This is a genomic window from Polaromonas sp. P1_H6 (assembly GCF_056405195.1).
In genome coordinates this window covers 1-24,188 of the sequence record NZ_JBFUCN010000016.1, presented here as the reverse complement: position 1 = coordinate 24,188, position 24,188 = coordinate 1, and the positions used below count along the sequence as shown (strand labels likewise).

The following is a 24,188-nucleotide window of genomic DNA, read 5'->3' as shown; positions in this document are numbered from 1 at the left end:
GAGCCGCCAATTATCGGCTGTTCCGGAAGGCGCCGTGCCCGCGGGGTTGGCGCACCGGCCCGCTCAGGCCGCCAGCACCGGCATGTCGACGATTTCGCCGCTGGTTTCGTCAAACCAGGCGATGCGGCTCGGGTAGCCCAGCGCCGCGCGCGACATGCCGCGCCCCAGGCCCACCGCCGTGGAGGCGCGCGCGTCGCTTTTGGACACCCGCAGCACGCCGATCCCGGCCTCCGCCTCCCAGCGCGTCTGCTGGCCGGCTTCCGCGCCGGTGTTGAGCGTCACGCTGCGTGCCAGGGCGGCCTGGACACGGCGCGCCAGATGGATCAGGTCGCCGCTGTGGTGGCAGTTGCGCATCAGCAGCAAAAACCCGTCCTCACCGAGGCGTCCCATCTCGACGTGGGCGGGCACCGTGCGGCGCAGCCGCCCGGCGCAGACAAACAGCGCATGGTTGACGGCCGCCAGGCCATAGAGCTTTTCAAGCACGTAAAGGTTGGCGACGGACACCACGATCACGCCCATCGGCACCGGCTGGTCGCGGTAGTGCCTGAACACCGTGTTCAGCATGTTGTTGGTTTCGCTGTTGGAGCGCATGCGGGTGACGGGGTCGTAGCTGGGGCCGTAGGCCAGGGCCTGGTTCAGCTCGATCAGGTAGGAATAGCGGATCCACAGCACGGAGGCCATGGTGGCCAGGTAGGCGGTACCTGCCAGCGCGCTGACGGCATGCGCCTGCCAGGGCACGTGGGCGCGGTCCAGCGCCGCCCAGCTCAGGCCGGCGATGGCAATCAGCATGAACACCACGCCCGCCACGGCCACCCAGGCCAGGCGGTCGCCGCGCAGCGCGCTGCGCAGGCTGAGGACCAGCGCCGCAAAGCCCATCAGCGCGGCCCCGGCCAGGCTGAGCATCAGGGACTGCTGTGGGCTCAGCGCCCAACCCAGCGCAATCACCCCGCCGGCGGCGCCTGCCAGCAGCAGCAAGGCGCGCCGTTGGGACGCGGGGCTGCGCAAAATTCCCAGGATCGAAAACAGCAGGTAGGCCAGCAACACCGACACCAGACTGGCCACATGGGCCAGGAAGCGGTCCAGGGTGGCGGCATCAGCGATGGGCAGGCCGCCCAGGAAGGCCACCACAAAAAAGGTCGAGGCCAGGGCCGAAGCGGCGGCATTGACGGCAATGCGCCGCAGGGACCGCAGATAGGCAAATACCGACCCGGCCAGCATCAGGCCGGCCGACCCGAAATAGCAACCCCAGAACCCGATCGCATATTTATCCATAACACCCTGACCTTAACCTGCCGGACCCGGTTTCACCAGCCCCAAAAGGGGTAGGCCGCTCGCCGGCCGCACCTTCATGCGGCAGGCTGTCTCCCTTACACTCACTGGACTTTTCCGTTTGCCGGGGAAAGCAGCGCCAGGAAGCCGGGTTTCGCCTCCGACCGCCTCGCCCCGGCTGCTCCCGCCCCGCCCTTTAGAACCCGAAAGCGCGCCCATGTCCGCCGTCTTCAATTTCACCTTTGTGCCCTGGTTCCGCTCGGTCGCGCCGTATATCCACACGCACCGCGGCAAAACCTTTGTCGTGGGCCTGGCCGGCGAAGCCATCGCCGCCGGCAAGCTGCAGCACATCGCCCAGGACCTGGCGCTGATCCAGAGCATGGGCGTGAAGATCGTGCTGGTGCACGGCTTTCGCCCGCAGGTCAACGAGCAGCTCAAGGCCAAGGGCCATGCGGCGAAGTACTCGCACGGCATGCGCATCACCGACGAAGTGGCCCTCGACAGCGCCCAGGAAGCCGCCGGCCAGCTGCGTTATGAAATCGAGGCGGCCTTCAGCCAGGGCCTGCCCAACACCCCCATGGCCGGCTCCACGGTGCGGGTGATTTCGGGCAACTTCATCACCGCGCGGCCGGTCGGCATCCTGGACGGCGTGGACTTCAAGCACTCGGGCCTGGTGCGCAAGGTCGACACCGCCGCCATAGGCCGGGTGCTGGACTTCGGCGCCATGGTGCTGCTCTCGCCCTTCGGTTTCTCGCCCACCGGCGAAGCCTTCAACCTGACCATGGAAGAGGTCGCCACCTCGGTGGCCATCGCCATGCAGGCCGACAAGCTGATCTTCCTGACCGAGATCCCGGGCATACGCATACACCACGACCAGCCCGAGAGCGAAGACAACCCCATAGACACCGAGCTACCGCTGGCCGCCGCCGAAAAGCTGCTGGCCACCCTGCCCAACGGCGAGCGCCCCACCGACACCGCGTTTTACCTGCAGCACTGCGTCAAGGCCTGCAAGGCCGGCGTGGAGCGCAGCCATATCCTGCCCTTCGCGGTGGACGGCTCGCTGCTGCTGGAAATCTATGTGCACGACGGCATTGGCACCATGGTCATCGACGAGAAGCTCGAGGAACTGCGCGAAGCCACCGAGGACGACGTCGGCGGCATCCTGCAGCTGATCGAGCCCTTTGAAAACGACGGTACGCTGGTCAAGCGCAGCCGCACCGAGATCGAGCGCGACGCCGCCAACTACAGCATCATCGAGCACGACGGCGTCATCTTCGCCTGCGCGGCGCTCTATCCCTACCCGGAAGCCAAAACCGCCGAAATGGCCGCGCTGACGGTCTCGCCGCAAAGCCAGGGCCAGGGCGACGGCGAAAAAATCCTCAAACGCATAGAGCAGCGCGCCCGCGCGGCCGGCCTGCAAAGCATCTTCGTGCTGACCACCCGCACCATGCACTGGTTCATCAAGCGCGGCTTTGTGCAGGTGGACCCGGACTGGCTGCCCGAAGGCCGCAAGCGCAAATACAACTGGGACCGCAAGAGCCAGGTGCTGGTCAAGAAGCTGTCCTAGCCGCGGCGGCGGGTTTTCTTGCTCAGGGGTTTTTCTTTTACCGTTCATCCCACTCTTCACACAGGACATCCGCATGCTAGAACTCCGCCCCAACTGCGAATGCTGCAACCGCGACCTGCCCAACGAGTCGCCCGACGCGCGCATCTGCACTTTCGAATGCACCTTCTGCGCCGATTGCGTCGACACCAAACTCAAGGGCGTCTGCCCCAATTGCGGGGGTGAATTCGCCGTGCGGCCGCGCCGCCCGGCCGGCAAGCTGGCCAAGTACCCACCCTCGACCGAGCGTGTCTACAAGCCCGAAGGCTGTGAGGCCGCAGCATGAACACCACCACCTTGCTGCTGTTTTCCGTCGTCGCGCTGGTGGCCATTGCCACGCCCGGCCCCACGGTCCTGCTGGCGCTGGCCAACGGCTCGCGCTACGGCGTGCGCCGCTCGGTACCCGGCATGCTGGGCGCGGTGCTGTCCGATTTTGTCCTGGTGGGCGCGGTGGCCCTGGGCCTGGGCGCGCTGCTGGCCGCTTCCGAGTTCTGGTTTTCGGTGCTCAAGTGGGCCGGTGCGGCCTACCTGGCCTGGCTGGGGATACGCCTGCTGCGCTCGCGCGGCGGGTTTGAAATCCCCGAAGGCGCTCCCGGCACGCAGCACGGCGGCCGGGCGATCTTCATGAAGTCTTTCCTGGTGGCGGTGACCAACCCCAAGGGCTACCTTTTCTGTTCGGCCCTGCTGCCGCAGTTCATAGACCCGGCCGCCGCGCAGGCGCCGCAGTACCTCGCGATTGCACTGGTGTTCGCCGGCATCGATTTTTCCGTGATGTTCGGCTATGCCTTTATCGGCGCGAAGGCGATTCGCCTGCTCAAAGCGTCGGCCACACGCTGGATAGACCGCGCCTGCGGCGGCGCGCTGCTGGCGCTGGCGGGCTCACTGGCGTTTTACCGGCGGGCAAACAGCTAGGGCCCGCCTGCGCTGGCGCAGGGCCTTTCCGGCCATGCGCTGTACACTGCCGGAGTCTTTCCAGAGACTTCCCCCTCCCCGGCCAGGATCGTAGATACGCCGCCCAGCGGCGCCACCCAGCACGATCCGTCGTTACTTTTACAGGAACATGGCCGATGTCACCCCTTCCCAGCCTGAGCGCCCTTGATGCGCTCGCCAAAGCCGACGGCATCGAAGTCAAGCGCCAGGAGGCCTTGCTCAAAACCGGCGCGCTGCAGACGGCCATCCTGACGAGCGAAAATTTTTCCATCATCGCGACCGATGAAAAAGGCATCATCCAGCTCTTCAACGTCGGCGCCGAGCGCATGCTGGGCTATATGGCCGCCGAGGTCGTCAACAAGATCAATCCCAGCGACATCCACGACCCGCAGGAAGTGATGGCCCGAGCGCAGGCGCTAAGCCTGGAGCTTGCCACCACCATCACGCCGGGCTTTGAAGCGCTGGCTTTCAAGGCCTCGCGCGGCATTGAAGACATTTACGAGCTGACTTACATCTGCAAGGACGGCAGCCGCTTTCCGGCCATCGTGTCCATCACCGCCTTGCGCGACGACTTCGGCACCATCATCGGCTACCTGCTGATAGGCACCGACAACTCGGTGCGCAAGCAGGTCGAAGTGGCCTTGAAGGAAGCGATGGCCGTGGCTGAAAAAGCCAACCTCGCGAAATCCGACTTCCTCTCCAGCATGAGCCACGAACTGCGCACGCCGCTCAGCGCCATCCTCGGCTTTGCGCAGCTGATCGAATCCGGCACGCCGCAGCCCACGCCGTCGCAAAAGCGCAGCGTCGACCAGATCCTGCAGGCGGGCTGGTATTTACTGGAGCTGATCAATGAAATCCTGGACCTGGCGCTGATCGAATCCGGCAGGCTGTCGCTGTCGCTGGAACCGGTGTCGCTGGCTGAGGTCATGCTCGAATGCGAAACCCTGGTCGAATCGCAGGCCGGCAAGCGCGGCATCCGCGTGGCCTTTCCGCAGTTTCCCCTGCCCTGCTTCGTCAAAGGCGACCGCACGCGGCTCAAGCAGGTGCTGATCAACCTGCTGTCCAACGCGATCAAGTACAACACCAGCGGTGGTACGGTGACACTCAAGTGCGTGGACATCCCGCCCCAGCGCATCCGCATCTGCGTGGAGGACACCGGCGAAGGCCTGGACCCGGCCAAGATCGCCCAGCTTTTCCAGCCCTTCAACCGCCTGGGCCAGGAGGCCAGTACCGAGCAAGGCACCGGCATCGGCCTGGTGATGACCAAGCGCCTCATCGAACTCATGGGCGGCGCTATCGGCGTCGAGAGCGTGGTCGGCCGGGGCAGTGTGTTCTGGATCGAAATGGACCTCACCGAAGAACGCGAACTTCACACGGATCTGGGCACCCTGTCACCGGCCGTTCAAAGCCAGGTGCTCACGGATCCCGGCGCGCGCACACTGCTGTATGTGGAGGACAACCCGGCCAACCTGATGCTGGTGGAAGACCTCATCGCGCGCCGCTCCGACATACGGCTGCTGTCCGCCCGCGACGGCATCAGCGGCATCGCGATGGCCAAGGCCTTGCAGCCCGACGTCATCCTGATGGACATCAACCTTCCGGGCATCAGCGGTATCAAGGTGGTGCAAATTTTGTGCGCAAACCCGTTGACCGCGCATATCCCGGTGGTGGCGCTCAGCGCCAACGCCATGCCGCGTGACATCGAAAAAGGCATGGAGGCCGGGTTCTTCTACTACCTCACCAAGCCCATCAAGATCCAGGAATTCATGAACACCCTGGACCTCGCGCTGGAGTTTTCTAAAACCCGGTCCAGGCCGCCCCTCTTTCCGGAGAAAACCGCATGAACACCGAATTCGACATCCTGAACGGCAGCATCCTGATCGTGGACGACCAGCCCGTCAATGTGCAGTTGCTTGAGCAGTTGCTGGCGGGCGCCGGCTACACCCAGGTCAGTTCCACCACCAACCCGCTCGAAGTGGCCGCGCTACACGCGGAGCATCGCTACGACCTGATCCTGCTGGACCTGAAAATGCCCGGCATGGACGGTTTCCAGGTGATGGAGGCGCTGAAGGAAGACAAGCAGGACAAATACCTCTCTGTCATCGTGCTGACCGCGGAGCCGGCCCACAAGCTACGCGCCTTGCAGGCCGGTGCCAAGGATTTCATCAGCAAGCCGTTTGACCTGGTCGAAGTCAAGACGCGCATCCACAACGCGCTGGAAGTGCGCCTGCTGTATAAAAAACTGGAGAACTACAGCAAGCTGCTGGAGCACGCCATGCAGCAGAGCGCGGCGGAAGCCGACGAAGCGCAAAAGCGCTGAGCACCTCGCGGCTGGCGGTCTTATGCGCGCCGCGGCATTCCTACAGAAGAATGGGAAGGTTCTGACAGGCAGGCCGGACCCGCCCTTTTAGCCTGGAAGCCTGCCTGGAACATCCGTATGACGGACCTCCCGCTGCCCTACCGTGACCGCGTCCATGCCGGGCATCTGCTGGCCGGCGCCTTGGCTTCTTACCGTGGGCGCCCCGACCTGCTGGTGCTGGCCCTGCCGCGCGGCGGCGTGGCCGTGGGGCGCGAGGTGGCCCGGGAACTCGGGGCACCGCTGGACATCTTTGTGGTGCGCAAACTCGGTTATCCGGGACATGAGGAATACGCTATCGGGGCCATCGCCAGCGGCGGCGTGCGGGTGATGAACCCGCTGCCGGGCGCGGCGCCGCAGCCGCAAGCCATGGCCGCCGTGCTGGCTCGGGAAGAAGCGGAACTGATGCGGCGTGAGCAGCTGTACCGCCGGCAGCGGCCCGCTATCTCCATCATGGGCCGTACCGTCATCGTGGTGGACGACGGGCTGGCCACCGGCGCCACCATGCAGGCGGCCGTGCTGGCGATCCGGCAGCAGCACCCGCACGCCCTAGTGGCGGCCGTGCCGGTCGGCTCCGTGCAGGGATGCCGCAGCCTGGAGGAGCAGGCCACGGACGTCGTCTGCCCGGCCCGCCCCGAAGATTTCGGCGCCGTGAGCCAGTGGTACCGGCACTTCCCCCAGGCCACGGATGAGGAAGTGCGCAAGTTGCTGGACGATGCGCGCCGGGAGCACGCGTCGCACACCGCCTCCTGAGCAAGCCGGTCCGCAAAGGCCTGCGGTCCCGGGCCGCGCCTCAATGAAAGTCGCGGCTGAACGTGCCCAGCCGCCCCAGCAGCGGCGTGAGGTCTTCCAGCCGGTGCGCCACCAGGTTGCGCACCGCGCCATAACCTTTGGCGGTGCCGCTTTCCTCGCTGCGCTGCCACACGCCGTACACCGCCAGCAGGCGCGAATGCAGCAGCTCGGCGCGCTGCGCCTCGCGTAGGGACTTCCAGACGATGACGTTGACCGGGCCGGTTTCGTCTTCCAGCGTGACGAAGATGGTGCCCTTGGCGGTTTGCGGCTGCTGGCGCACGGTGACGATGCCGCAGCCGGCCACCTCTTCGCCGTCGGGCAGGGCATTGAGTTCGCTGGCGCTCAGCAGGCCCTTGCGCGCCAGCCTCTCGCGCAGCAGCGCGACCGGGTGGCGCCGCAGCGTGAGGCCGGTGGCCTGGTAGTCGAACAAAATGTTTTCGCCTTCGGGCGTGTCGGGCAGCGCCAGCGGCGTTTCATGCGTGGGCACGGACCTGAGCAGGCGCGGCGCCGGCTTGATGGCCGAGGCATCCCACACCTGCTGGCGCCTGTGGCCCGACAGGGGCAGCAAGGCATCGGCGGCGGCCAGCGCGTTGATTTCGAGCGTACCCAGCCCGGCGCGCGACACCAGGTCTTCGGTCGAGCTGAAAGGCGCTTGCGCCCGCGCCGCCACCAGGCGGGTCACGGCGTCTTCGCGCAGGCCGGACACCAGGCGCAGGCCCAGGCGTACCGCCGGCTGGACACCCTGGGGCAACACACCGCCCGGCTCCAGCGTGCAGTCCCAGTGGCTGTGCATCACGTCGACGGGGCGCACTTCCACTTTATGGCGAATGGCATCCTGTACCAACTGGGACGGTGTGTAAAAGCCCATGGGCTGCGAATTGACCATGGCGGCCAGGAAACAGGCCGGCTCGTGGCATTTGAACCAGCAGCTCACATAGACCAGTTTGGCGAAGCTGGCGGCGTGGCTTTCGGGAAAACCGTAGTCGCCGAAGCCGAGGATCTGGCTGAAGATGCGTTCGGCGAATTCAGCGCTGTAGCCGTTCTTGACCATGGCCTGCACCAGCCGGCCGTGAAAGCGCTCCACCCCGCCCTTGCGCTTCCAGGCCGCCATGGAGCGGCGCAGGTCGTCGGCCTCGCCCGGCGTGAAGTCGGCCGCGATCATCGCGATCTGCATGACCTGCTCCTGGAAAATCGGGATGCCCAGCGTGCGCTCCAGGGCGGGGTTGAGCGCCGGGTATTCGGGAACGATTTTTTCACCCCGCCTGAGGGCTTCGCGATTCTTCAGGTAGGGATGGACCATGCCGCCCTGGATGGGACCGGGGCGCACGATGGCGACCTCGACCACCAGGTCGTAGTAGCTGCGCGGCTGCAACCGCGGCAGCATGGACATCTGCGCGCGGCTCTCGATCTGGAACACGCCCACCGTGTCGGCCTCGCAGATCATGTCGTAGGTTTTCTCGTCCGGCTTGACCTGGTGCATCTCCAGCTGGCTGCCGCGCGCCTGGTTCACCAGCGCCAGGCAGCGCCGTATGGCCGACAGCATGCCCAGCGCCAGCACATCGACCTTGAGCAGGCCCATGGCCTCGAGGTCGTCCTTGTCCCACTGGATGATGCGGCGGTCCACCATGGAGGCCGGCTGCACCGGCACCAGCCGCGTGAGCTTGCCCTGCGTGAGCACAAAACCGCCCACATGCTGGCTCAGGTGGCGCGGAAAGCCGATCAGCTGCGCCGACAGGTCCAGCCACTGCAGCACCGGCCCTTCCCTGCCCGCCAGGCCGGCCTGGCGGATTTTTTCTTCCAGCACTTCGCTGCCGTCGAACCAGAAATGCTCTTTGGCGAACTGGTCTATCAGCTCGGGCTCCATCGCCAGCGCCTTGCCGACGTCGCGGATCGCGCTGCGCGGGCGGTAGCTGATGATGGTGGCGGCGATGGCGGCGCGGTCGTGGCCGTATTTGCCGTAGATGTACTGGATGACCTCTTCGCGCCGCTCGTGCTCGAAGTCCACGTCGATGTCGGGCGGTTCGCGGCGTTCGCGGCTGATGAAACGCTCGAACAGCAGCTTGCTTTCCGCCGGGTTGATGGCCGTGACGCCCAGGCAGAAGCACACCGCCGAATTGGCCGCCGAGCCACGGCCCTGGCACAGGATTTTTTTCTCGTTCGCGAAGCGCACGATGTCGTGCACGGTGATGAAGAACATCTCGTATTCCAGCTCTTCGATCAGCGCCAGTTCGAAGCCCAGCTGCCTGCGGATCTTATGGGGGATGCCGCGCGGATAGCGTGTGTGGGCCCCTTGCCAGGTCAGCCGCCTGAGCCAGCGCGCCGGCGTCTCGGCCGGCGGCACCATATCGTCCCGGGGGTAGCGGTACAGGTCGCGAATTTCGTCAAGGTTGAACCGGCAGCGCGCCGCCACCTCCAGCGTGGCGCGCAGCAGCGCGGCCGGGTAAATGCCGGCCAGCCGCATGCGCGGGCGCAGATGCGCCTCGGCATTGGCCTGCAGCGCAAAGCCGCACTCATGCACCGGCCGGCCCAGCTTGATGGCCGTCATCACGTCGTGCAGCGGTTTGCGCGAGCGCTTGTGCATCAGCACGTTACCGGCCGCCACCAGGCGGATGCCGGTGCGCGCCGCCACCTGCTGCAGTTGCTCGAGGCGCAGCGCGTCATCCAGGCCCTGCTGCAGTTCCACGGCCAGCCAGGCGCCCTGGCCGAACAGTCCTACAGCCCAGGTCGCGTGCGCGCCAAGCGCCTCCACCTCGATGGCATCGGGCAAAGGCGACAGCAGGATTTCACAATCGCCCAGGCGCGAAAAATCGGTTTCGCCGAGTGCGACACGGTAACTGCCTTTCTCGATCTCGTCGCCGGCGCGGCGCGCCTCGGTGATGAACTCGCAGAGGTTGCCCCAGCCCGCCGCGTTGCGGGGCAGCACCACCAGCCTGAAGGCATAGGCCGCCTGCACCAGGAATTCCGCCCCCGGCAGCAGCTTGAGCCCGTGCGCCCGGGCCGCCTCATGCGCCTTCACGACACCGGCGACCGAACATTCGTCGGTGACGGCCAGCGCCTGGTAGCCCAGTTCGGAGGCCCGCTCGGCCAATTCCTCGGCATGCGAGGCGCCGCGCTGGAAGCTGAAATTGCTCAGCGCATGCAGCTCGGCGTAATCGGGCAGTGCGTGGACGGACATGCGTGCGGCCTCAGGCAAAAAAACCGTGCAGGTACCAGGCGCGCTGCCGCGCGGCTTCGGGCGTGGCGCCCAGGCGCTCGCTGTAAACCCAGAGCAGGCCGCCCTGCTCGCTGCGGTAGATGAAGTAGTCGCGCAAGGCCCACGGCTTTTCGCTGAGGCCGGCGCCACGCGCGGCCTCGCTGTCGGCCAGCAGCCATTCGGCGGCTTCCAGCCGCTGCGGCCCGGCCAGGCGGCGCAGCCGGCCCTGGTAGACCGGGTTGTTGCCGGCGGTGGCCAGCTTGATCGGCTCGGGCAGCAGCCAGGCCGGGTACAGGGCTTCGGTTTTGGTGTCCGGGGGCGGGCTCGCCTTGGAGCGCTTGCGGCCGGGCCGCGCAGGATTCAGCTGTGCGCTGATCGATGCCATCACGCCCCGGGCCGGCACCCAGCGCTGCATCAGTTCGGGCCGGTGGTCCGCGCAAGGCTGCCAGGCCTGCACCCGTGCATCGCCCAGGCGGGCGCTCAGGCGTTCAACCAGTTCCACCGCGCTGTCGCCCTGCTTGCGCGCCTCCATCAGCAGGCTGCCGGTGGCGGCGGCCGAGTCAGCCAGCAATTCGGTGGCCAGCGATTGCAAGCTCAGGCTGTGCACCGGCGCCGGCAATTTTTGCTGGGCCAGGTGTTCGGAGATAAGGCGCGCCACATGGCGCAGGTCTTGCGCGGGCTGGGCCGTGCGGATTTCCAGCTCGCCGGTGGGCGGCACGTCGCGGCGCTTGTCCAGGTGCCAGGTGATTTTGAGGGCGCAGAGCCCGCTTTGGCGGCCCAGCAGCCAGGCATGCAGCTGCACCAGCAGCCGCTCCACGCCGGCCATCAGCGCGGGGGCGTGGGTGACCAGCGCATTGAGTTCGAGTTTTTCCTCGAAGTGCTCGGGCAGTACCAGCCATTCATAGTCGTCGGGCGCACTGCCGCGGGCGCGGTCCAGCGCCTGCAGCAGTTCCGCGCCGAAGCGCCGGGCCACGCCGTCGCGCGGCAGGCGCAGCAGGTCGTCCCAGGTGCGGCAGCCTATGCGCTCGAGCACGCCCAGGTGCGGGCGGGCGGCCGTCAGCGTGTGCATGGGCAAGTCGGCCACGCGCTTTTTCACGGCGGCGGCGCGGCCTTGTTCGTGCTCCTTCTGCTGCCGCAAGCGGCCCAATGCGATCAGCGAGGTCGCGCCCTGCGCTCTTGCGACTTCGGCTTGCAAACCGTTCTCGTCAAAAAAAGCAGCCAGGCGCTGCGCCAGCAGTTGCATCAACCGCGCCAGCCCGCCGAAGAGGCGCAGGCTGCCCGTCACGTCCATCAGCACCGCCTCGTCGACCAGCGCCACGCGCGGCGTCAGGTCCAGCGCCAGGCTGGCCGCCGCCCGCTGCACAGCGGCGGCATCCAGCACCGGCCTGTCTGCGGCGCCCGGCTCAGTGGTGGTCGAGATGTGCAATGCGATCCAGCAGCGCATGGATGGGACTCCGGGGTGAACTGAGGGGAAGCGACACCAGCGAAGGCAGCAGCTGGGGCGCCGGAACACCGGCTTCCTCGCGCTGGCGCCGCGCCCTTTCGCGGCTGGCCGCCAGCAGCGCGGCAAGCCGGGCCGGCCGGGTGTCGAGCAGCAGCGGCGCGGCCAGCGGCGGGCCGCGCCGCTTGAACACATCGACCCGCAGCGTGCCCGCCTCGCCGGCCACACCCTCTACCCGCAAACGCAGCGGTGCGGGCGAGGATTCGTGCTGCGCCCGCAGGAGCCGGAAGACAAACAACAGCTTGTGGTGCGCATGCGCCGCGATCTGCAGGCGCCGCAAGTGCGCGCTGCGCGCATCAGGCAGCCAGGCCAGCACGCAATGGACGTCGGCGCATTGCAGGGCTTCGCGCGTGGCCCACAGCAACGAAGGCGCATCTCCGGGCTTGCCCTGGAGGCTCAGCAGGCGCCGCATGTCCAGGGCGCGCGCGCCGAGCGCCGGGCCGAAAGGCAGCCAGGGCGCGCCCACCAGCACCGCCAGTTCGCGGGCCCGGGACTGCAAGGCCGCCAGGGCCGGCGCCACCAGGCCCCATTCATGCACGCCGGCCTGGGGCTGCAGCAGTTCGATCAAGGCCCCCTGCGGCCAGCCGCCGCCGGGCAGCACGGCATCGAGTGCCGGATACCCCGTGGCGACGGTTTGCACGCTCGCGCCGCCGAGTTCGCCGGCGCGCCATACATGGGCGTTGGCGAAGTCCGGCAAGGCGCGGGCTGCGGGGGTTGGCGAAAGCATGGGAGGTGCTTAAAATTCAAATAAATACTGTATTTATATACAGTATATTGTCTTCCTTGCCCGGATTCCAGTCATCCAGAAAACACTTCAATGCGAAAAGGCAATGATGCGAACCACGCTTGATTTACCTGATTCTTTGCTGCGGAAGCTTAAAACCCGCGCGGCACAAAACGGTCAAACCCTGAAATCTCTGTTGAACGAATTGATTTTGCAGGCCATGCAAATGCCCGCTATGCCTGAGCTTGCGCAAGCCGCCCCCGCCTTGCCGGTGTTGAAGCGGCTTCAGAACCCACAAGAGGAAGCCGCGAAGCCACTCCCCGCTCAAAGTAACGCGCAGATGGAAGACCAGGCGTCGCAGGAAGACATCGAAAGACTCCGGCTTATCGGTTTTATCCGATGACTGCCCCGACTGCTGGACGTGACCGTCTGGCTGACGCCAGCACACCCGGATATGTTCGATTTTTTGCTGCTGAAGATCTGAGGTAGCCAGCGGGCCACAAACGCATGTCCGGAACCGGCGAGCGCCGAACACCCGCCAGACCTACGCTTGGAATACCGGTACTTGCTACCTCACATTCCAGGAAGATTTTGATGAACAGGCTGCACAACAAGCGCGCGCTGGTGACAGGCGGAACCTCGGGCATAGGCCTTGAAACGGCCAGGCAGTTTCTGGCCGAAGGCGCCCGCGTCATGGTGACCGGCTCCAGCGACGAATCATTGGCCGAGGCACGCCGGCAGCTCGGCGGTGACGCCCTCTTCTCCAAAACCGATGCGGGCGATCTTCAGGCGCAGGTCAAACTGGCCCGGCAGGTGCGCGACGCGTTCGGGCAGCTCGATGTGGCCTTCATCAACGCGGGCATCGGCGTTTTCATGCCGCTTGAAGCCTGGGACGAGGCGGCGTTTGACCGCTCCATGGCCGTCAACTTCAAAGGGCCCTTCTTTTTGCTGCAGGCCTTGCTGGGCACTTTTGCGAACCCGGCCTCCGTCATCTTCAACGGCTCGGTGAATGCGCACCTGGGCATGCCGGCCTCCAGCGTCTACTCGGCGACCAAGGCCGGTTTGGTCTCGCTGGCCAAAACACTGTCCGGCGAACTGGTCGCCCGGGGCATACGGCTCAACACCGTCAGCCCGGGCACCGTGACGACTCCCATCTACGGCAAGCTGGGCCTGCCGGCCGACGCGCTGCAGCAGATGAAGGACGGCTTGACGGCCGTGATCCCGCTGCACCGCTTCGGCTCACCGGTGGAGATCGCCAAGGCCGTGGTGTTCCTGGCCTCCGATGAATCGACCTATGCCGTCGGCAGCGAGTTCATCCTGGACGGCGGGCTGACCATCGCCTGACTCCCCCATCTCGGTGAATCCTGAAGGTGTGTAGCGCACGCCGGGAACCGCGTACGTAATGCCCTGTAATGGCTTTACCGGTCCCGCGGCCCTAAATTGGCGTCACCCTCTTGGCAACTTGAGGGCCTTTTTTTGCCAACAACCGAAGGAGCAATCATGGCCAATATCAGTGTCAATATCGTGGGCGGAACAGAGCAGGAAAATGTGGTGGCAGTCACCGTGGGGGCGCAGCGCTGGGGCCACAACGGCGCTCCGTTTGGCCAGTTCCTGGCGGTCCCTCCAGGCTACCAGCTCCTGACGGTCATCAAGACCACTCAACCGCTACAACTCTCCATGACGCTCGAGGTGCGCGATGGCAACAACACCTTGAACGTGACCGTGAACCTGGACAACATCCGCGTCGTGGAGGTCTGAACAAGGGACGTCCCGGCTTGTGGGAAGCCCTGGCTGAATCTCGGGGTTTCCGCAAGCCCGGCCTGGGCACGTGCGGCAGGACTTAGCGCTTGCGGGCCTGGCGGACCACCAGCAGCAGACCCACCAGCGCAATCACCACAAAGCAGACAAAGGACCAGTTGGCAATCGAGCCGCCCAGAAAGGTCCAGTCGATCTTGGTGCAGTCGCCGCTGCCCTTGAAGATCATGGGAATGGCGCGCTTGAGCGGGAAGGTCTCGATCATTCCGTAAAAATCGCGGCCGCAAGAGGCGATCTCCGGCGGGTACCACTGCAGAAAGCTCTGGCGCGCCGCGACAAATGCGCCGAAACCGGCCAGCAGTACCATCAGGCCCGAACCAGCCATCAGAAAGCCGCGGCTTTTAGCGATGGCGGTCACGGCCGCCACCACAGCCACCAGCACCAGGGCGTAACGCTGCACGATGCACATGGGGCAAGGCTCCAGCCCGACGACGTGCTGCAGGTAAAGGCCAAAAGCCAGCATGGCCACACAGGCCGCGGCGACCAGCGCCAGCAGGCGGCGCGGCATGGCGTCGAAATAGGTCAAAAACATCAGGGGATCCCTCTTTTTTCTGGGTGGATTATGAATGGTCCAGGGGTTCGGGCGTTCGGTGGGCGATAAGTTCCCTTGCGGTATCCATGCGGGGCAAATTCTTCGCCGCCTCTTCAGCATCATTTGCCAGCACTTGTCCTACAGCAGGGGCGCCCCGGCGGGCGTAGATTTTCAGGACCGCAAACTCCCGGAGACCCATCATGATGGTGCAAAACGCCCTTGCCAGCGTCGCCGTCCGCAACCTGGCCACGTCCCTGCCCTGGTACGAAAAACTGCTGGACGCCAAAGCCAGCCGCCCCATGCCCGAGGTCGGCGAATGGCAGTTCCAGCGCGGCGGCGGCCTGCAGGTCTATGAACTGCCCGAGCGCGCCGGCGAAGGCTCGCTGACCCTGGCCGTCAACGACCTTGAGCCGGAAATCGAACACCTGGAAAAGCTGGGCATAGACACCAGCCAGAAAAGCTCCAGCGACAAGGTCCGGGCGGTGATGATCACCGACCCCGACGGCAACCACATCGCGATCGCCGAAGCCCTGATGCCCGGCGTGATCCGCTGAACGCAGCCGCCAAGCCAAGCCAAACCAGAAGGACCCATGATGGAAATACACCGCGGACGACTCATAGACCATGTCCACCTGCGCGCCCACGACCTGGCGGCCAGCAAACGCTTTTACCGCGCCGTACTCAAGTCACTGAACAAGGAAAGCGCGATCCAGGAAGCCGATGACCATTTCTCGGCCGACGAGCTGTGGATAGACCAGGCCGACGGCTCGACCTCGCATGTTCACCTGGCCTTCCGGGCCAAGGACCATGCGGAGGTCAAAGCCTTTTACGAAGCGGCCCTTGCCGCCGGCGGCACCGACAACGGCGCGCCGGGCGAACGCAAATACCACCCCGGCTACTATGCGGCCTTTGTGCTGGATCCGGACGGCAACAACATCGAGGCGGTTTACCATGGGCCTTTTGTGGCGTCGGCTGAATCCGTGGTGATCAAGCCGGCCGAACAGCCATAGGAACAGCAATAGGAAACGAACCCGCCATGTGCCGCAACATCAAGACCCTGTTCAACTTCGAACCGCCGGCCACGGAGCTGGAAATCCGTGACGCTTCGCTGCAGTTTGTCCGCAAGCTCAGCGGCTTCAACGTCCCGTCCAAGGCCAACGAGGCCGCGTTCGATCGCGCTGTGGAAGAGGTGGCGGCCTCGGCGCGGGTCCTGATCCGGACATTGGTAACTAACGCCGAGCCGCGCAACCGGGAAGTGGAAGCCGAACGGGCGCGGGCCAGGTCGGCACTAAGGTTTGGCACGAGCCAGTAGCCGGAGCGCCCCCCAAGTCGACCTCGCCCAACCGAAAGCGTTTGACGACATCAAAAGGCTGAGCTTGGCTTGCATCAGCCACGGCGCGCACTACCCTGGTTGGAATCCCCGCCATTCGCAGCCAGGCAACCCAGCCCTTGCAGTGTTTCCTCCACGGCAATATCTAGCGGCGTGTGCGGCTCCGCACCGAGCGCCGCCACCAGGGAGGCATTGTCCATGCGTACCGGCGTGTTCCAGAGGTAGCGCATCCGGCGCAGCTCGCGCAGGGTCTCAACAAAGGGCGCGGCCAGCGACACCGCCCACCAGGGAAAGGATTTGATGGACGGCCGAGGGCCACCGCGCCGTGCGACGACACGGCAGATCGCCTCAGCCAGCTGGCGGCCGTCGGCGTCCCACTGGCCGTTCATATGGAACGTTGCAAATGCAGGCAGAACGTCACGCCGTGCCAGCAAGGCGACCATGGTACGCGCCACATCCGGCAAATAGGCCCATTGGTGACCGACGCCAGGCTTGCCGGGGAGCTTCACACTGCGCACCGGTGCGCCCGGCCGAACCAGGCCTTGCGAGAACCAGCTGTTACCGGCACCCGGCCCGAAAAAATCCCCCGCGCGCACGATGATCACCCGGCAGCAGCCTTGGCCGCTGTCGTTGGTCGCGTCCTTGAGCCGCTGCTCGAGCTGCACGCGAATCGCACCTTTGGCAGTTTGCGGGTGTTGCGGTGAATTCTCCCGGAGGCTGGGAAATGCGTCTGGCCCGTAGTTGTAGACCGTGCCAGGCAGCACGACGGTCGCGCCCTGCGCCCGGGCGGCCGCAATCGTGTTGTCCAGCATGGGCAGTACCAGCTCACCCCAGCGACGGTAGCCGGGCGGATTGACTGCGTGGACTATCACGCCGCAGCCTTGTGCTGCAGCCATGACATCACCGGGATTCATCGCATCGCCACGCAGCCAGGTGATGCCGCCGCGTTGCTCGCCCGGCCGCGGCTCGCCACGGCGAAGCGCGCGAACCTGCCAGCCTGCCGCCTCCAGTTGCCGTGCAACTTCACCGCCGATGCCACCGGTTGCGCCCAGCACCAGTGCGGTGCTTGATTTGTCTTGTTTGCTGCTCATGCCATTCCCCAAAAAAGTTGCTATGGGGAAATTCTGGGCCCCGGGGCATCAAAATGGAATTGACTAAAGTAGGGCATCGGCTATACATTTTTGCATGGAAGAAGATGCTGGCTGGGAGCTTTACCGTTCGTTTTTAGGGGTGCTGCGCGAGGGTTCGCTCTCAGGTGCGGCACGGTCTTTGGGGGTGGCACAGCCTACGGTCGGACGCCATGTCGCCTCACTCGAAAAGTCGCTCGGCCTGGCGCTGTTCACGCGCTCACAAACCGGTTTTTCGCCGACCGAAGCCGCGCGGGGACTGCAGTCCTTCGCTGAAGAAATGGCCAGCGCCGCAGCCGCCCTACGCCGCGCCGCCGAGAGCCAGGGTGACGGTGTGCGCGGCACGGTGCGGGTCACAGCGAGTGAAGTCATCGGTGTTGAAGTGCTGCCGCCCATCCTCGCGCAACTGCAGCGCAAGCACCCGGGCCTGACCATCGAACTGGTGCTGACCAACCGCGTGCAGGACCTGCTGCAGCGCGAAGCCGACATTGCCGTGCGAATGACACAGCCCAAGCAGGACCTGTTGATCGCTCGCAGCGTGGGCGAAGTGGAACTGGGTCTCTACGCACGCCGCGATTACCTGGACGCGCGCGGCACGCCGCAGTCATCAACGGACCTGGCGCAGCATGCGCTGATTGGTTTTGACGAAGAGACACCCTTCCTGCGTTCGGCGCGCAAAGCGTTTCCCGCATGGAAGCGGGCGGCGTTTTCCACGCGCACCGACAGCGACCTCGCGCAACTGGCACTGATACGTGCCGGCGCCGGCATTGGCGTGTGCCAGTCAGCGCTGGCGGCGCGTGACCCCGCCCTGGTGCGGGTTCTGCCTGGCGAGTTGTCCTTCAAGCTCGAAACCTGGCTGACCATGCACGAAGACCTGCGCCACAGCCCGCGTTGCCGTGTCACCTTCGACGCATTGGTCGAAGGTTTGCAGCAGCATATTGGTTGAAGTCGCGCAAGGTTCTATCTGCATAAGCAGTTGCCTGCACGCAGCCGCAATTACCCCTCCACAAACACCCTCGCCTTGCGCGGCGTCACCACCAGCATGTCGCCTTCGCGCAAGCCCATGTCCTTGAACTGTTGCGAGGGCATCTGGGCTTCGATGATGGCGTCGCCCGGGACATTGCCCTTTTGTTCGTAGCCTTCGGCGGGGACCAGTTCCAGCCGCGCGATGGGGCCGATGACGATGGCGCGTTCCAGGTGGGTGACGATGCCTTCGGCGCCGGGCGCATAACGCTGCACCTCCAGGTCGTGCGGGCGCACATAGGCAAAAGCCTTGGCGTCCTGCGTGCCGGCATGCTCGGGGGAATTGAGGCGCAGGCCTTCGAGCTGCACCTCACCCTCATGGGCGCGGCCGTGGAACAGGTTGACGTCGCCCAGGAAGCCGTAGACGAAGGGGCTGGCCGGATGGTCCCAGACTTCCTGCGGCGAGCCTATCTGCTCGACCTTGCCGGCATTCATCAACACCACGCGGTCGGCTACCTCCAGCGCTTCCTCCTGGTCGTGCGTCACAAAAATGCTGGTGACATGCAGGTCGTCGTGCAGGCGGCGCAACCAGCGGCGCAACTCCTTGCGCACCTTGGCGTCGAGCGCGCCGAAGGGCTCGTCGAGCAACAGCACCTTGGGCTCCACCGCCAGCGCGCGCGCCAGGGCAATGCGCTGGCGCTGCCCGCCCGAGAGCTGCGAGGGGAAGCGGTCGGCCAGCCAGTCGAGCTGCACCAGGTTGAGCAGCGAATGCACTTTTTCCTTGATCTGCGCCTCGCTGGGCCTGAGGCCGCGCGGCTTGACGCGCAGGCCGAAGGCCACGTTCTCGAACACCGTCATGTGGCGGAACAGCGCGTAATGCTGGAACACAAAACCGACCTGGCGCTCGCGCACGTGGACGTCGGTGGTGTCTTCGCCGCTGAAGAGGATGCTGCCACGATCGGCGTTCTCCAGGCCGGCGATGATGCGCAGCAAGGTGGTCTTGCCGCAGCCCGAGGGGCCCAGCAAGGCGACCAGTTCGCCCGATTCAATGTCCAGGCTCACGTCGCCGAGCGCCTGGAAGTCGCCAAAATGTTTGCTGACGTTGCGGATTTCGATGCTCATGGTGTTTTCCAGCGTGTTTTCAGGGAACCTATGTCAATTCCGGACGCAGTTTTAGCCTTGACCTTTATAAGCAACAAGAGCGAAATCGCAAGTGAGATAGGTGGTATGGCAAGCCCCCAGAAATAGGGTCCGGCCAAAACGGCAGCGAGACCGAAGAGGCAGCCGACCGGAACCCATATTGGCAAGGTGTGCTTATCTCGACTTGCATAGAAACAAAGAGCAAATAGCGCTATCCACCCAGGCAGACCTGCTATTGCCGCAAAGTAAGTGCGAAAAATATGGGCAAGCAATTTGAAGTTGGAGTTGGAGTAGGCGGCGAGCGCTTCGTCGATTGGATTACTCAAACCCCAGTGAACGAAAAGACTTGGGAAAATCACAAGACTCCACCAGAAACAAAGAAACGCACTGGCCAACCCCGACACCAAGGCAATGCAAATTAGTACTATTTTTAGAATACGCATGGTAATTTTGGTAGCGGTTTACTGAAAGCAATCAGGTAGCAAGCGCCTGCGGGCGCTCAGGCGGAAGATCCACCGCGGCTTTCATCTCGGCCTCATGGCGCCATTCGGCCACCGACTTGATGGCCAGCGTGACCAGCGCCAGGATGGCCAGCAGCGAGGCCACGGCGAAGGCGGCCACCGACTGGTATTCGTTGTAGAGGATCTCGACGTGCAGCGGCAGCGTGTTGGTCTGCCCGCGGATGTGGCCCGAGACCACCGATACCGCGCCGAACTCGCCCATGGCCCGCGCATTGCACAAAATCACGCCGTAGATCAGGCCCCACTTGATATTGGGCAGCGTGACGTGCCAGAAGGTTTGCCAGCCGGTGGCGCCCAGCACGATGGCGGCCTGCTCTTCGTCGTTGCCCTGCGCCTGCATCAGCGGGATCAGTTCGCGCGCGATGAAAGGAAAGGTCACGAACACGGTGGCCAGCACAATGCCGGGCACGGCGAAGATGATCTTGATGTCGTGCGCCAGCAGCCAGGGCCCGAACCAGCCCTGCGCGCCGAAGATCAGCACATAGATCAGGCCGGCCACCACGGGCGAGACCGAAAACGGCAGGTCGACCAGCGTCGTCAAGACCGACTTGCCGCGGAACTCATACTTGGCGATGGCCCAGGCCGCGGCCACGCCAAACACCAGGTTCAGCGGCACGGCGATCACGGCGGCAATCAAGGTCAGCTTGATGGCCGACCAGGCATCGGGTTCGCGCAGCGCCGCAAGGTAGGCGCCAAAACCCTTGCGCAAGGCCTCGGTGAACACGGCCGCCAGCGGCAGCACCAGGAACAGCACGACAAACAGCAATGCCACAGTGATCAGCGTGTAGCGGACCCAGGGCGCTTCGGTGGTGCCGGCGCGGACGCGGCGGTTGATGGGGGATGATGCGGCGCTCATGCGGGTGCCCCTGCATTTCGGCGCTGCCAGGCCTGCAGCCCATTGATGACCAGCAGCAGCACAAAGGACACCAGCAGCATCACCACGGCCACGGCGGTGGCGCCGGCATAGTCGTACTGCTCCAGCTTGCCGATGATGATGAGCGGCGTGATTTCAGAGATCATGGGCATGTTGCCGGCGATGAAGATGACCGAGCCGTATTCGCCGATCGCGCGCGCAAACGCCATGGCAAAACCGGTCAGCAAGGCCGGCGTGATGTGCGGCAGGATGACCTTGGTGAAGATCTGCAGGCGCGTGGCGCCCAGCGAGGTCGCGGCTTCTTCAAGCTCTTTCTCGGCATCTTCGAGCACCGGCTGCACCGTGCGCACCACAAACGGCAGGCCGATGAAGATCAGCGCGATCACCACGCCGGCCGGCGTGAAGGCCAGCTTGATGCCCATGGGCTCGAGGTACTGGCCTATCCAGCCATTGCCGGCCAGCAAGGCCGTGAGCGAAATGCCGGCTACGGCCGTGGGCAGCGCGAACGGCAGGTCGACCAGCGCATCGACAATTTTTTTTCCCGGAAACTTGTAGCGCACCAGCACCCAGGCCAATAGCAAGCCGAAGACGAGGTTGACCAGCGCCGCGATCAGCGAGGCTCCGAAGGTGAGCCGGTAAGACGCCAGCACGCGCGGCGAGGTCACGGCGGTGATGAACTGCTCCCAGCTCAGCGTGAAGGTCTTGAAGAACAGCGCCGAGATCGGGATCAGCACGATCAGGCTCAGGTACAGCACCGTGTAGCCCAGCGTCAGCCGGAAACCGGGCAGCACACGCCTGGCGGCTCTTTTGCTGCCCGCAGCAACACCCGGCACCACCGCGGAAGGCGGCGCCACAGAAGACAAGGCGGTCATGGCGCGGGCTTATTTGACGGTGTACAGCTTGTCGAACTGCCCGCCGTCGTTGAAGTGCACTTTTTGCGCTTCACCGAGGCTGCCGAACACCTCCTGCACCGTGAAGAGCTGCAGCGGCTTGAAGGTGCTGGCGTATTTTTTCAGCACGGCCTGCGAACGCGGGCGCAGCGCGTGGCGCGCGGCGATCTCCTGGCCTTCTTCCGAATAAAGGTAGCTCAGGTAGGCCTTGGCGAGTTCGGCCGTGCCTTTCTTGGCCACGGTGCGCTCGACCACCGCCACCGGGTTTTCCGCCACGATGCTGATGGACGGGTAAATCGCGTCCACCTTGCCTTCGCCGAACTCCCGGTTCACCGACAGCACCTCGGACTCGAAGGTGATCAGCACGTCACCGATATTGCGCTGCAGGAACACGGTGGTCGCATCGCGCCCGCCCTTGCCCAGCACCGGCACGTTTTTGTAGAACTTGCCGACGAACTCGGCGGCCTGCGCATCGCTTGCGCCCTTCTTCTTGGCGTAACCCCAGGCAGCCAGGTAGGCGTAGCGGCCGTTGCCGCCGGTCTTGGGATTGACCACGATCACCTGGATGCCGGGCTTGATCAGGTCGTCCCAGTCCTTGATGCCCTTGGGGTTGCCGTTGCGCACCAGGAACAGCATGGTCGAGGTGGTGGGCGAGGCATTGTCGGGGAACTTCTTCGTCCAGTCCTTGGCGACCACACCGGCATTGGCCAGGAAGTCCACGTCGGTCGAGGTGTTCATGGTGACCACGTCGGCGTCCAGGCCGTCGGCCACCGAACGCGCCACCGCGCTGGAGCCCGCATGCGACTGGTCGACCTTGACGTCCTTGCCGGTGGTCTTTTTGTAGTGGGCGATAAAGGCCGCGTTGTAGTCTTTGTAGAACTCGCGCGCGACGTCATAAGAACCGTTGAGCAGCGTTTGCGTTTGCGCCAGGGAGATACCGCTCGTTGCCAGCGCCAGGGCCGCAAGTGCGATTTTGAATTTTGGGGAAGTCATGCCGTTTCCAGGGATCCGAAAGAAGAAGAGGAAGATATTTGCGGGGAAGAAAAATCAAGCCGCGGCGCCGAAAGCGAGGCGTCACCGGCCAGCGACTGCAGCAAGGCAATGCCTAGCGGCCATTCACCGTGGCCCGATTCAACGTTGATGTGCCCCGCGTCCTGCAGGCGCACAAACTCGCTGCCCCAGGCGCGGGCATACGCGCCGGCCAGGCGAACCGGACAGAAGGGATCGTTGCTGCTGGCCACCAGCACGCTGCGGTAAGGCAGCTTCTGGTAAGGCACGGGCGCGAAGTCGCTCAGGACGGCGCGGCGTTCCGGGTCGGCCGGCGCCACCAGCAAGGCGCCCTGTATGCGGTCGACCGCTTCAGGCGGCAGATGCGCCGTCGCGATGCAGCCCAGGCTGTGCGCGACGATGACCACCGGCTCCTTCTGCAACTGGATGGTGTTGGCGATAGCCGCCACCCAGGCCTTGCGCGAAGGCGTGATCCAGTCGTCCTGCCGCACGCGCACCGCATTGCCCAGGCGTTCGGCCCACAGGCTTTGCCAGTGGCCGGGACCGGAGTCGCGCCAGCCAGGAACGATGATGAAGCGCACTTCGCGTGAATCCGTCGGCTTGATTACTTATTAGGCTGCGGCGTGATGCGCAGGTAAGGCTTCACGGCCTTGAAACCCTTGGGGAAACGCTGTGCCAGTTCGGCCGGGTCTTGCAGGCTGGGCACGATGATCACGTCGTCGCCGTCCTTCCAGTTCACCGGCGTCGCCACCTTGTAGCCATCGGTCAGCTGCAGCGAGTCGATGACACGCAGGATTTCGTCAAAGTTGCGGCCCGTGCTGGCGGGATAGGTGAAGGTCGTGCGGATGGCCTTCTTCGGGTCGATGATGAACACGCTGCGCACGGTGGCCGTGGGGCCGGTGCTCAAGGCGTTCGGGTGAATCATGTCGTAGAGGCCGGCCACCTTGCGGTCGGCATCGGCCAGGATGGGGAAGTTCACCGTGGTGTTCTGCGTCTCGTTGATGTCGTTGACCCATTTGCCATGGGATTCCAGCGGATCGACGCTGACCGCGATGGGCTTGACGTTGCGCTTGGCGAATTCACCGCTCAGCGCAGCGGTCTTGCCGAGCTCGGTGGTGCAGACGGGAGTGAAATCAGCGGGATGCGAAAACAGCACAACCCATGAGTCGCCGGCCCATTCATGGAAGGAAATCTTGCCTGCGGTGGAGTCCTGGGTGAAGTCGGGGGCGATGTCGCCGAGTCTGAGGGTGGCCATGGTTTGCTCCTTGAGGTTGCTTGATCAAAGCATTGTGGGGAGCAGACGTTAAAACTCAAAAGAATATATTGCTCTTAATTTATTTGGATTTGTGCATAACGGAGGAGATTTGGTCTTGTTCTGACAGGGGTACTTTGCTGAGAGTTGCCGGCCGGGGATTGCCCGGCAGCAAGTAACTTTCTTTTGCTTCGCCAAAAGAAAGTCACCAAAGAAAAGGCGACCCGCAGTCTGGGTCCCTACGCTTCGCTACGGGCAACCTGCGGTGCTCGACTACGGCGGGGTCTCGCTAAACTCGCTACGCTGCGCTTCGCTTGTATGTTTAGGGTGCTGGGGTGGAGAGTCACGCTTCGCAATCGTCGCAATCG

26 protein-coding genes are annotated in these 24,188 nt (G+C 64.6%); 13 read left to right on the top strand and 13 right to left on the bottom strand.

Annotation, left to right across the window (positions count from 1 at the left end; genetic code table 11):
• Positions 1 to 63: 63 nt before the first annotated feature.
• On the bottom strand, positions 64 to 1,272 hold the full coding sequence (locus AC1D1F_RS15645; protein WP_477678741.1) for a GGDEF domain-containing protein: 1,209 nt from the start codon (positions 1,270 to 1,272) through the stop codon (positions 64 to 66).
• A 214-nt stretch (positions 1,273 to 1,486) separates the two neighbouring features.
• Here AC1D1F_RS15645 and argA point away from each other — a divergent pair, with 214 nt between their 5' ends.
• The 6 genes from argA to AC1D1F_RS15615 all read left to right on the top strand — a co-directional run bounded on the left by argA (position 1,487) and on the right by AC1D1F_RS15615 (position 6,911).
• Positions 1,487 to 2,836, top strand: coding sequence for an amino-acid N-acetyltransferase (gene argA / locus AC1D1F_RS15640; RefSeq protein WP_436154786.1), 1,350 nt, complete (start codon positions 1,487 to 1,489; stop codon positions 2,834 to 2,836).
• A gap of 73 nt (positions 2,837 to 2,909) precedes the next feature.
• A complete protein-coding gene (locus AC1D1F_RS15635) occupies positions 2,910 to 3,158 on the top strand; it encodes a DUF1272 domain-containing protein (RefSeq protein WP_477679097.1) in 249 nt (82 codons plus the stop codon).
• Entirely contained in the window at positions 3,155 to 3,784 is a 630-nt protein-coding gene (locus tag AC1D1F_RS15630; protein WP_477679092.1) for a LysE family translocator, read from the top strand. Before AC1D1F_RS15635 ends, AC1D1F_RS15630 begins: the two co-directional genes overlap by 4 nt.
• A 155-nt stretch (positions 3,785 to 3,939) precedes the next feature.
• The gene (locus tag AC1D1F_RS15625) at positions 3,940 to 5,646 is read left to right on the top strand and encodes a PAS domain-containing hybrid sensor histidine kinase/response regulator (protein WP_477696820.1); all 1,707 of its coding nucleotides are present in this window, start codon (positions 3,940 to 3,942) and stop codon (positions 5,644 to 5,646) included.
• Positions 5,643 to 6,122, top strand: coding sequence for a response regulator (locus AC1D1F_RS15620; RefSeq protein ID WP_477679094.1), 480 nt, complete (start codon positions 5,643 to 5,645; stop codon positions 6,120 to 6,122). Before AC1D1F_RS15625 ends, AC1D1F_RS15620 begins: the two co-directional genes overlap by 4 nt.
• A gap of 117 nt (positions 6,123 to 6,239) precedes the next feature.
• Positions 6,240 to 6,911, top strand: coding sequence for a phosphoribosyltransferase (locus AC1D1F_RS15615; RefSeq protein WP_477679095.1), 672 nt, complete (start codon positions 6,240 to 6,242; stop codon positions 6,909 to 6,911).
• A gap of 40 nt (positions 6,912 to 6,951) precedes the next feature.
• Here AC1D1F_RS15615 and AC1D1F_RS15610 read toward each other — a convergent pair whose 3' ends face one another.
• Genes AC1D1F_RS15610 through imuA form a run of 3 tightly spaced genes read right to left on the bottom strand, consistent with a single transcriptional unit; the run spans position 6,952 to position 12,371 of the window.
• The gene (locus AC1D1F_RS15610; protein ID WP_477696821.1) at positions 6,952 to 10,125 is read right to left on the bottom strand and encodes an error-prone DNA polymerase; all 3,174 of its coding nucleotides are present in this window, start codon (positions 10,123 to 10,125) and stop codon (positions 6,952 to 6,954) included.
• A 10-nt stretch (positions 10,126 to 10,135) separates the two neighbouring features.
• On the bottom strand, positions 10,136 to 11,587 hold the full coding sequence (locus tag AC1D1F_RS15605) for a Y-family DNA polymerase (RefSeq protein WP_477696822.1): 1,452 nt from the start codon (positions 11,585 to 11,587) through the stop codon (positions 10,136 to 10,138).
• A complete protein-coding gene (gene imuA, locus AC1D1F_RS15600) occupies positions 11,547 to 12,371 on the bottom strand; it encodes a translesion DNA synthesis-associated protein ImuA (protein WP_477696823.1) in 825 nt (274 codons plus the stop codon). The genes AC1D1F_RS15605 and imuA overlap by 41 nt, the downstream gene beginning before the upstream one ends.
• A 106-nt stretch (positions 12,372 to 12,477) precedes the next feature.
• On the opposite strand from imuA, the gene AC1D1F_RS15595 reads away from it, so the two are divergent.
• From AC1D1F_RS15595 to AC1D1F_RS15585, 3 genes are all read left to right on the top strand, one after another.
• Entirely contained in the window at positions 12,478 to 12,771 is a 294-nt protein-coding gene (locus AC1D1F_RS15595) for a hypothetical protein (RefSeq protein ID WP_477696824.1), read from the top strand.
• A gap of 191 nt (positions 12,772 to 12,962) precedes the next feature.
• Entirely contained in the window at positions 12,963 to 13,712 is a 750-nt protein-coding gene (locus AC1D1F_RS15590) for an SDR family oxidoreductase (RefSeq protein WP_477696825.1), read from the top strand.
• 156 nt (positions 13,713 to 13,868) lie between these two features.
• A complete protein-coding gene (locus AC1D1F_RS15585; protein ID WP_477679324.1) occupies positions 13,869 to 14,126 on the top strand; it encodes a hypothetical protein in 258 nt (85 codons plus the stop codon).
• A gap of 82 nt (positions 14,127 to 14,208) precedes the next feature.
• On the opposite strand, the gene AC1D1F_RS15580 is transcribed toward AC1D1F_RS15585, so the two are convergent.
• Positions 14,209 to 14,715, bottom strand: coding sequence for a disulfide bond formation protein B (locus AC1D1F_RS15580; RefSeq protein WP_477679323.1), 507 nt, complete (start codon positions 14,713 to 14,715; stop codon positions 14,209 to 14,211).
• A gap of 200 nt (positions 14,716 to 14,915) precedes the next feature.
• On the opposite strand from AC1D1F_RS15580, the gene AC1D1F_RS15575 reads away from it, so the two are divergent.
• Genes AC1D1F_RS15575 through AC1D1F_RS15565 form a run of 3 tightly spaced genes read left to right on the top strand, consistent with a single transcriptional unit; the run spans position 14,916 to position 16,027 of the window.
• A complete protein-coding gene (locus AC1D1F_RS15575; protein ID WP_477696826.1) occupies positions 14,916 to 15,269 on the top strand; it encodes a VOC family protein in 354 nt (117 codons plus the stop codon).
• A 39-nt stretch (positions 15,270 to 15,308) separates the two neighbouring features.
• Positions 15,309 to 15,725: a VOC family protein gene (locus AC1D1F_RS15570; protein ID WP_477678917.1), complete on the top strand. Its 417-nt coding sequence runs from the start codon at positions 15,309 to 15,311 to the stop codon at positions 15,723 to 15,725.
• Positions 15,726 to 15,751: 26 nt separating this feature from the next.
• Complete coding sequence (locus AC1D1F_RS15565; RefSeq protein ID WP_436154801.1) at positions 15,752 to 16,027, top strand: DUF2277 domain-containing protein; 276 nt, start codon at positions 15,752 to 15,754, stop codon at positions 16,025 to 16,027.
• Positions 16,028 to 16,101: 74 nt separating this feature from the next.
• On the opposite strand, the gene AC1D1F_RS15560 is transcribed toward AC1D1F_RS15565, so the two are convergent.
• Entirely contained in the window at positions 16,102 to 17,136 is a 1,035-nt protein-coding gene (locus tag AC1D1F_RS15560; RefSeq protein ID WP_477678915.1) for an NAD-dependent epimerase/dehydratase family protein, read from the bottom strand.
• Between the two features lie 94 nt (positions 17,137 to 17,230).
• Here AC1D1F_RS15560 and AC1D1F_RS15555 point away from each other — a divergent pair, with 94 nt between their 5' ends.
• Positions 17,231 to 18,118, top strand: a complete 888-nt coding sequence (locus tag AC1D1F_RS15555; RefSeq protein ID WP_477678914.1) for a LysR family transcriptional regulator — start codon at positions 17,231 to 17,233, stop codon at positions 18,116 to 18,118.
• A gap of 50 nt (positions 18,119 to 18,168) precedes the next feature.
• Here the strand turns inward: AC1D1F_RS15555 and AC1D1F_RS15550 are convergent, their stop codons facing one another.
• From AC1D1F_RS15550 to AC1D1F_RS15520, 7 genes are read right to left on the bottom strand one after another with little or no spacing between them, the layout of a single operon-like run.
• Positions 18,169 to 19,257, bottom strand: a complete 1,089-nt coding sequence (locus AC1D1F_RS15550; protein WP_477696827.1) for a sulfate/molybdate ABC transporter ATP-binding protein — start codon at positions 19,255 to 19,257, stop codon at positions 18,169 to 18,171.
• The gene (locus tag AC1D1F_RS15545; RefSeq protein ID WP_477679357.1) at positions 19,254 to 19,718 is read right to left on the bottom strand and encodes a hypothetical protein; all 465 of its coding nucleotides are present in this window, start codon (positions 19,716 to 19,718) and stop codon (positions 19,254 to 19,256) included. The genes AC1D1F_RS15550 and AC1D1F_RS15545 overlap by 4 nt, the downstream gene beginning before the upstream one ends.
• 31 nt (positions 19,719 to 19,749) lie before the next feature.
• Positions 19,750 to 20,652 carry a sulfate ABC transporter permease subunit CysW gene (gene cysW / locus AC1D1F_RS15540; RefSeq protein WP_477696828.1) on the bottom strand — a complete coding sequence of 301 codons (903 nt, stop codon included), beginning with the start codon at positions 20,650 to 20,652 and terminating at the stop codon, positions 19,750 to 19,752.
• Positions 20,649 to 21,542 (bottom strand): sulfate ABC transporter permease subunit CysT, encoded by an 894-nt coding sequence (cysT, locus tag AC1D1F_RS15535; RefSeq protein ID WP_477679114.1) that lies wholly within the window; start codon positions 21,540 to 21,542, stop codon positions 20,649 to 20,651. The genes cysW and cysT overlap by 4 nt, the downstream gene beginning before the upstream one ends.
• Positions 21,543 to 21,551: 9 nt before the next feature.
• Complete coding sequence (locus tag AC1D1F_RS15530; RefSeq protein ID WP_477696829.1) at positions 21,552 to 22,553, bottom strand: sulfate ABC transporter substrate-binding protein; 1,002 nt, start codon at positions 22,551 to 22,553, stop codon at positions 21,552 to 21,554.
• Positions 22,550 to 23,149 carry an RBBP9/YdeN family alpha/beta hydrolase gene (locus AC1D1F_RS15525; protein ID WP_477679294.1) on the bottom strand — a complete coding sequence of 200 codons (600 nt, stop codon included), beginning with the start codon at positions 23,147 to 23,149 and terminating at the stop codon, positions 22,550 to 22,552. The genes AC1D1F_RS15530 and AC1D1F_RS15525 overlap by 4 nt, the downstream gene beginning before the upstream one ends.
• Positions 23,150 to 23,172: 23 nt before the next feature.
• Positions 23,173 to 23,823, bottom strand: coding sequence for a peroxiredoxin (locus AC1D1F_RS15520; RefSeq protein ID WP_477651692.1), 651 nt, complete (start codon positions 23,821 to 23,823; stop codon positions 23,173 to 23,175).
• Between the last annotated feature and the right edge of the window lie 365 nt (positions 23,824 to 24,188).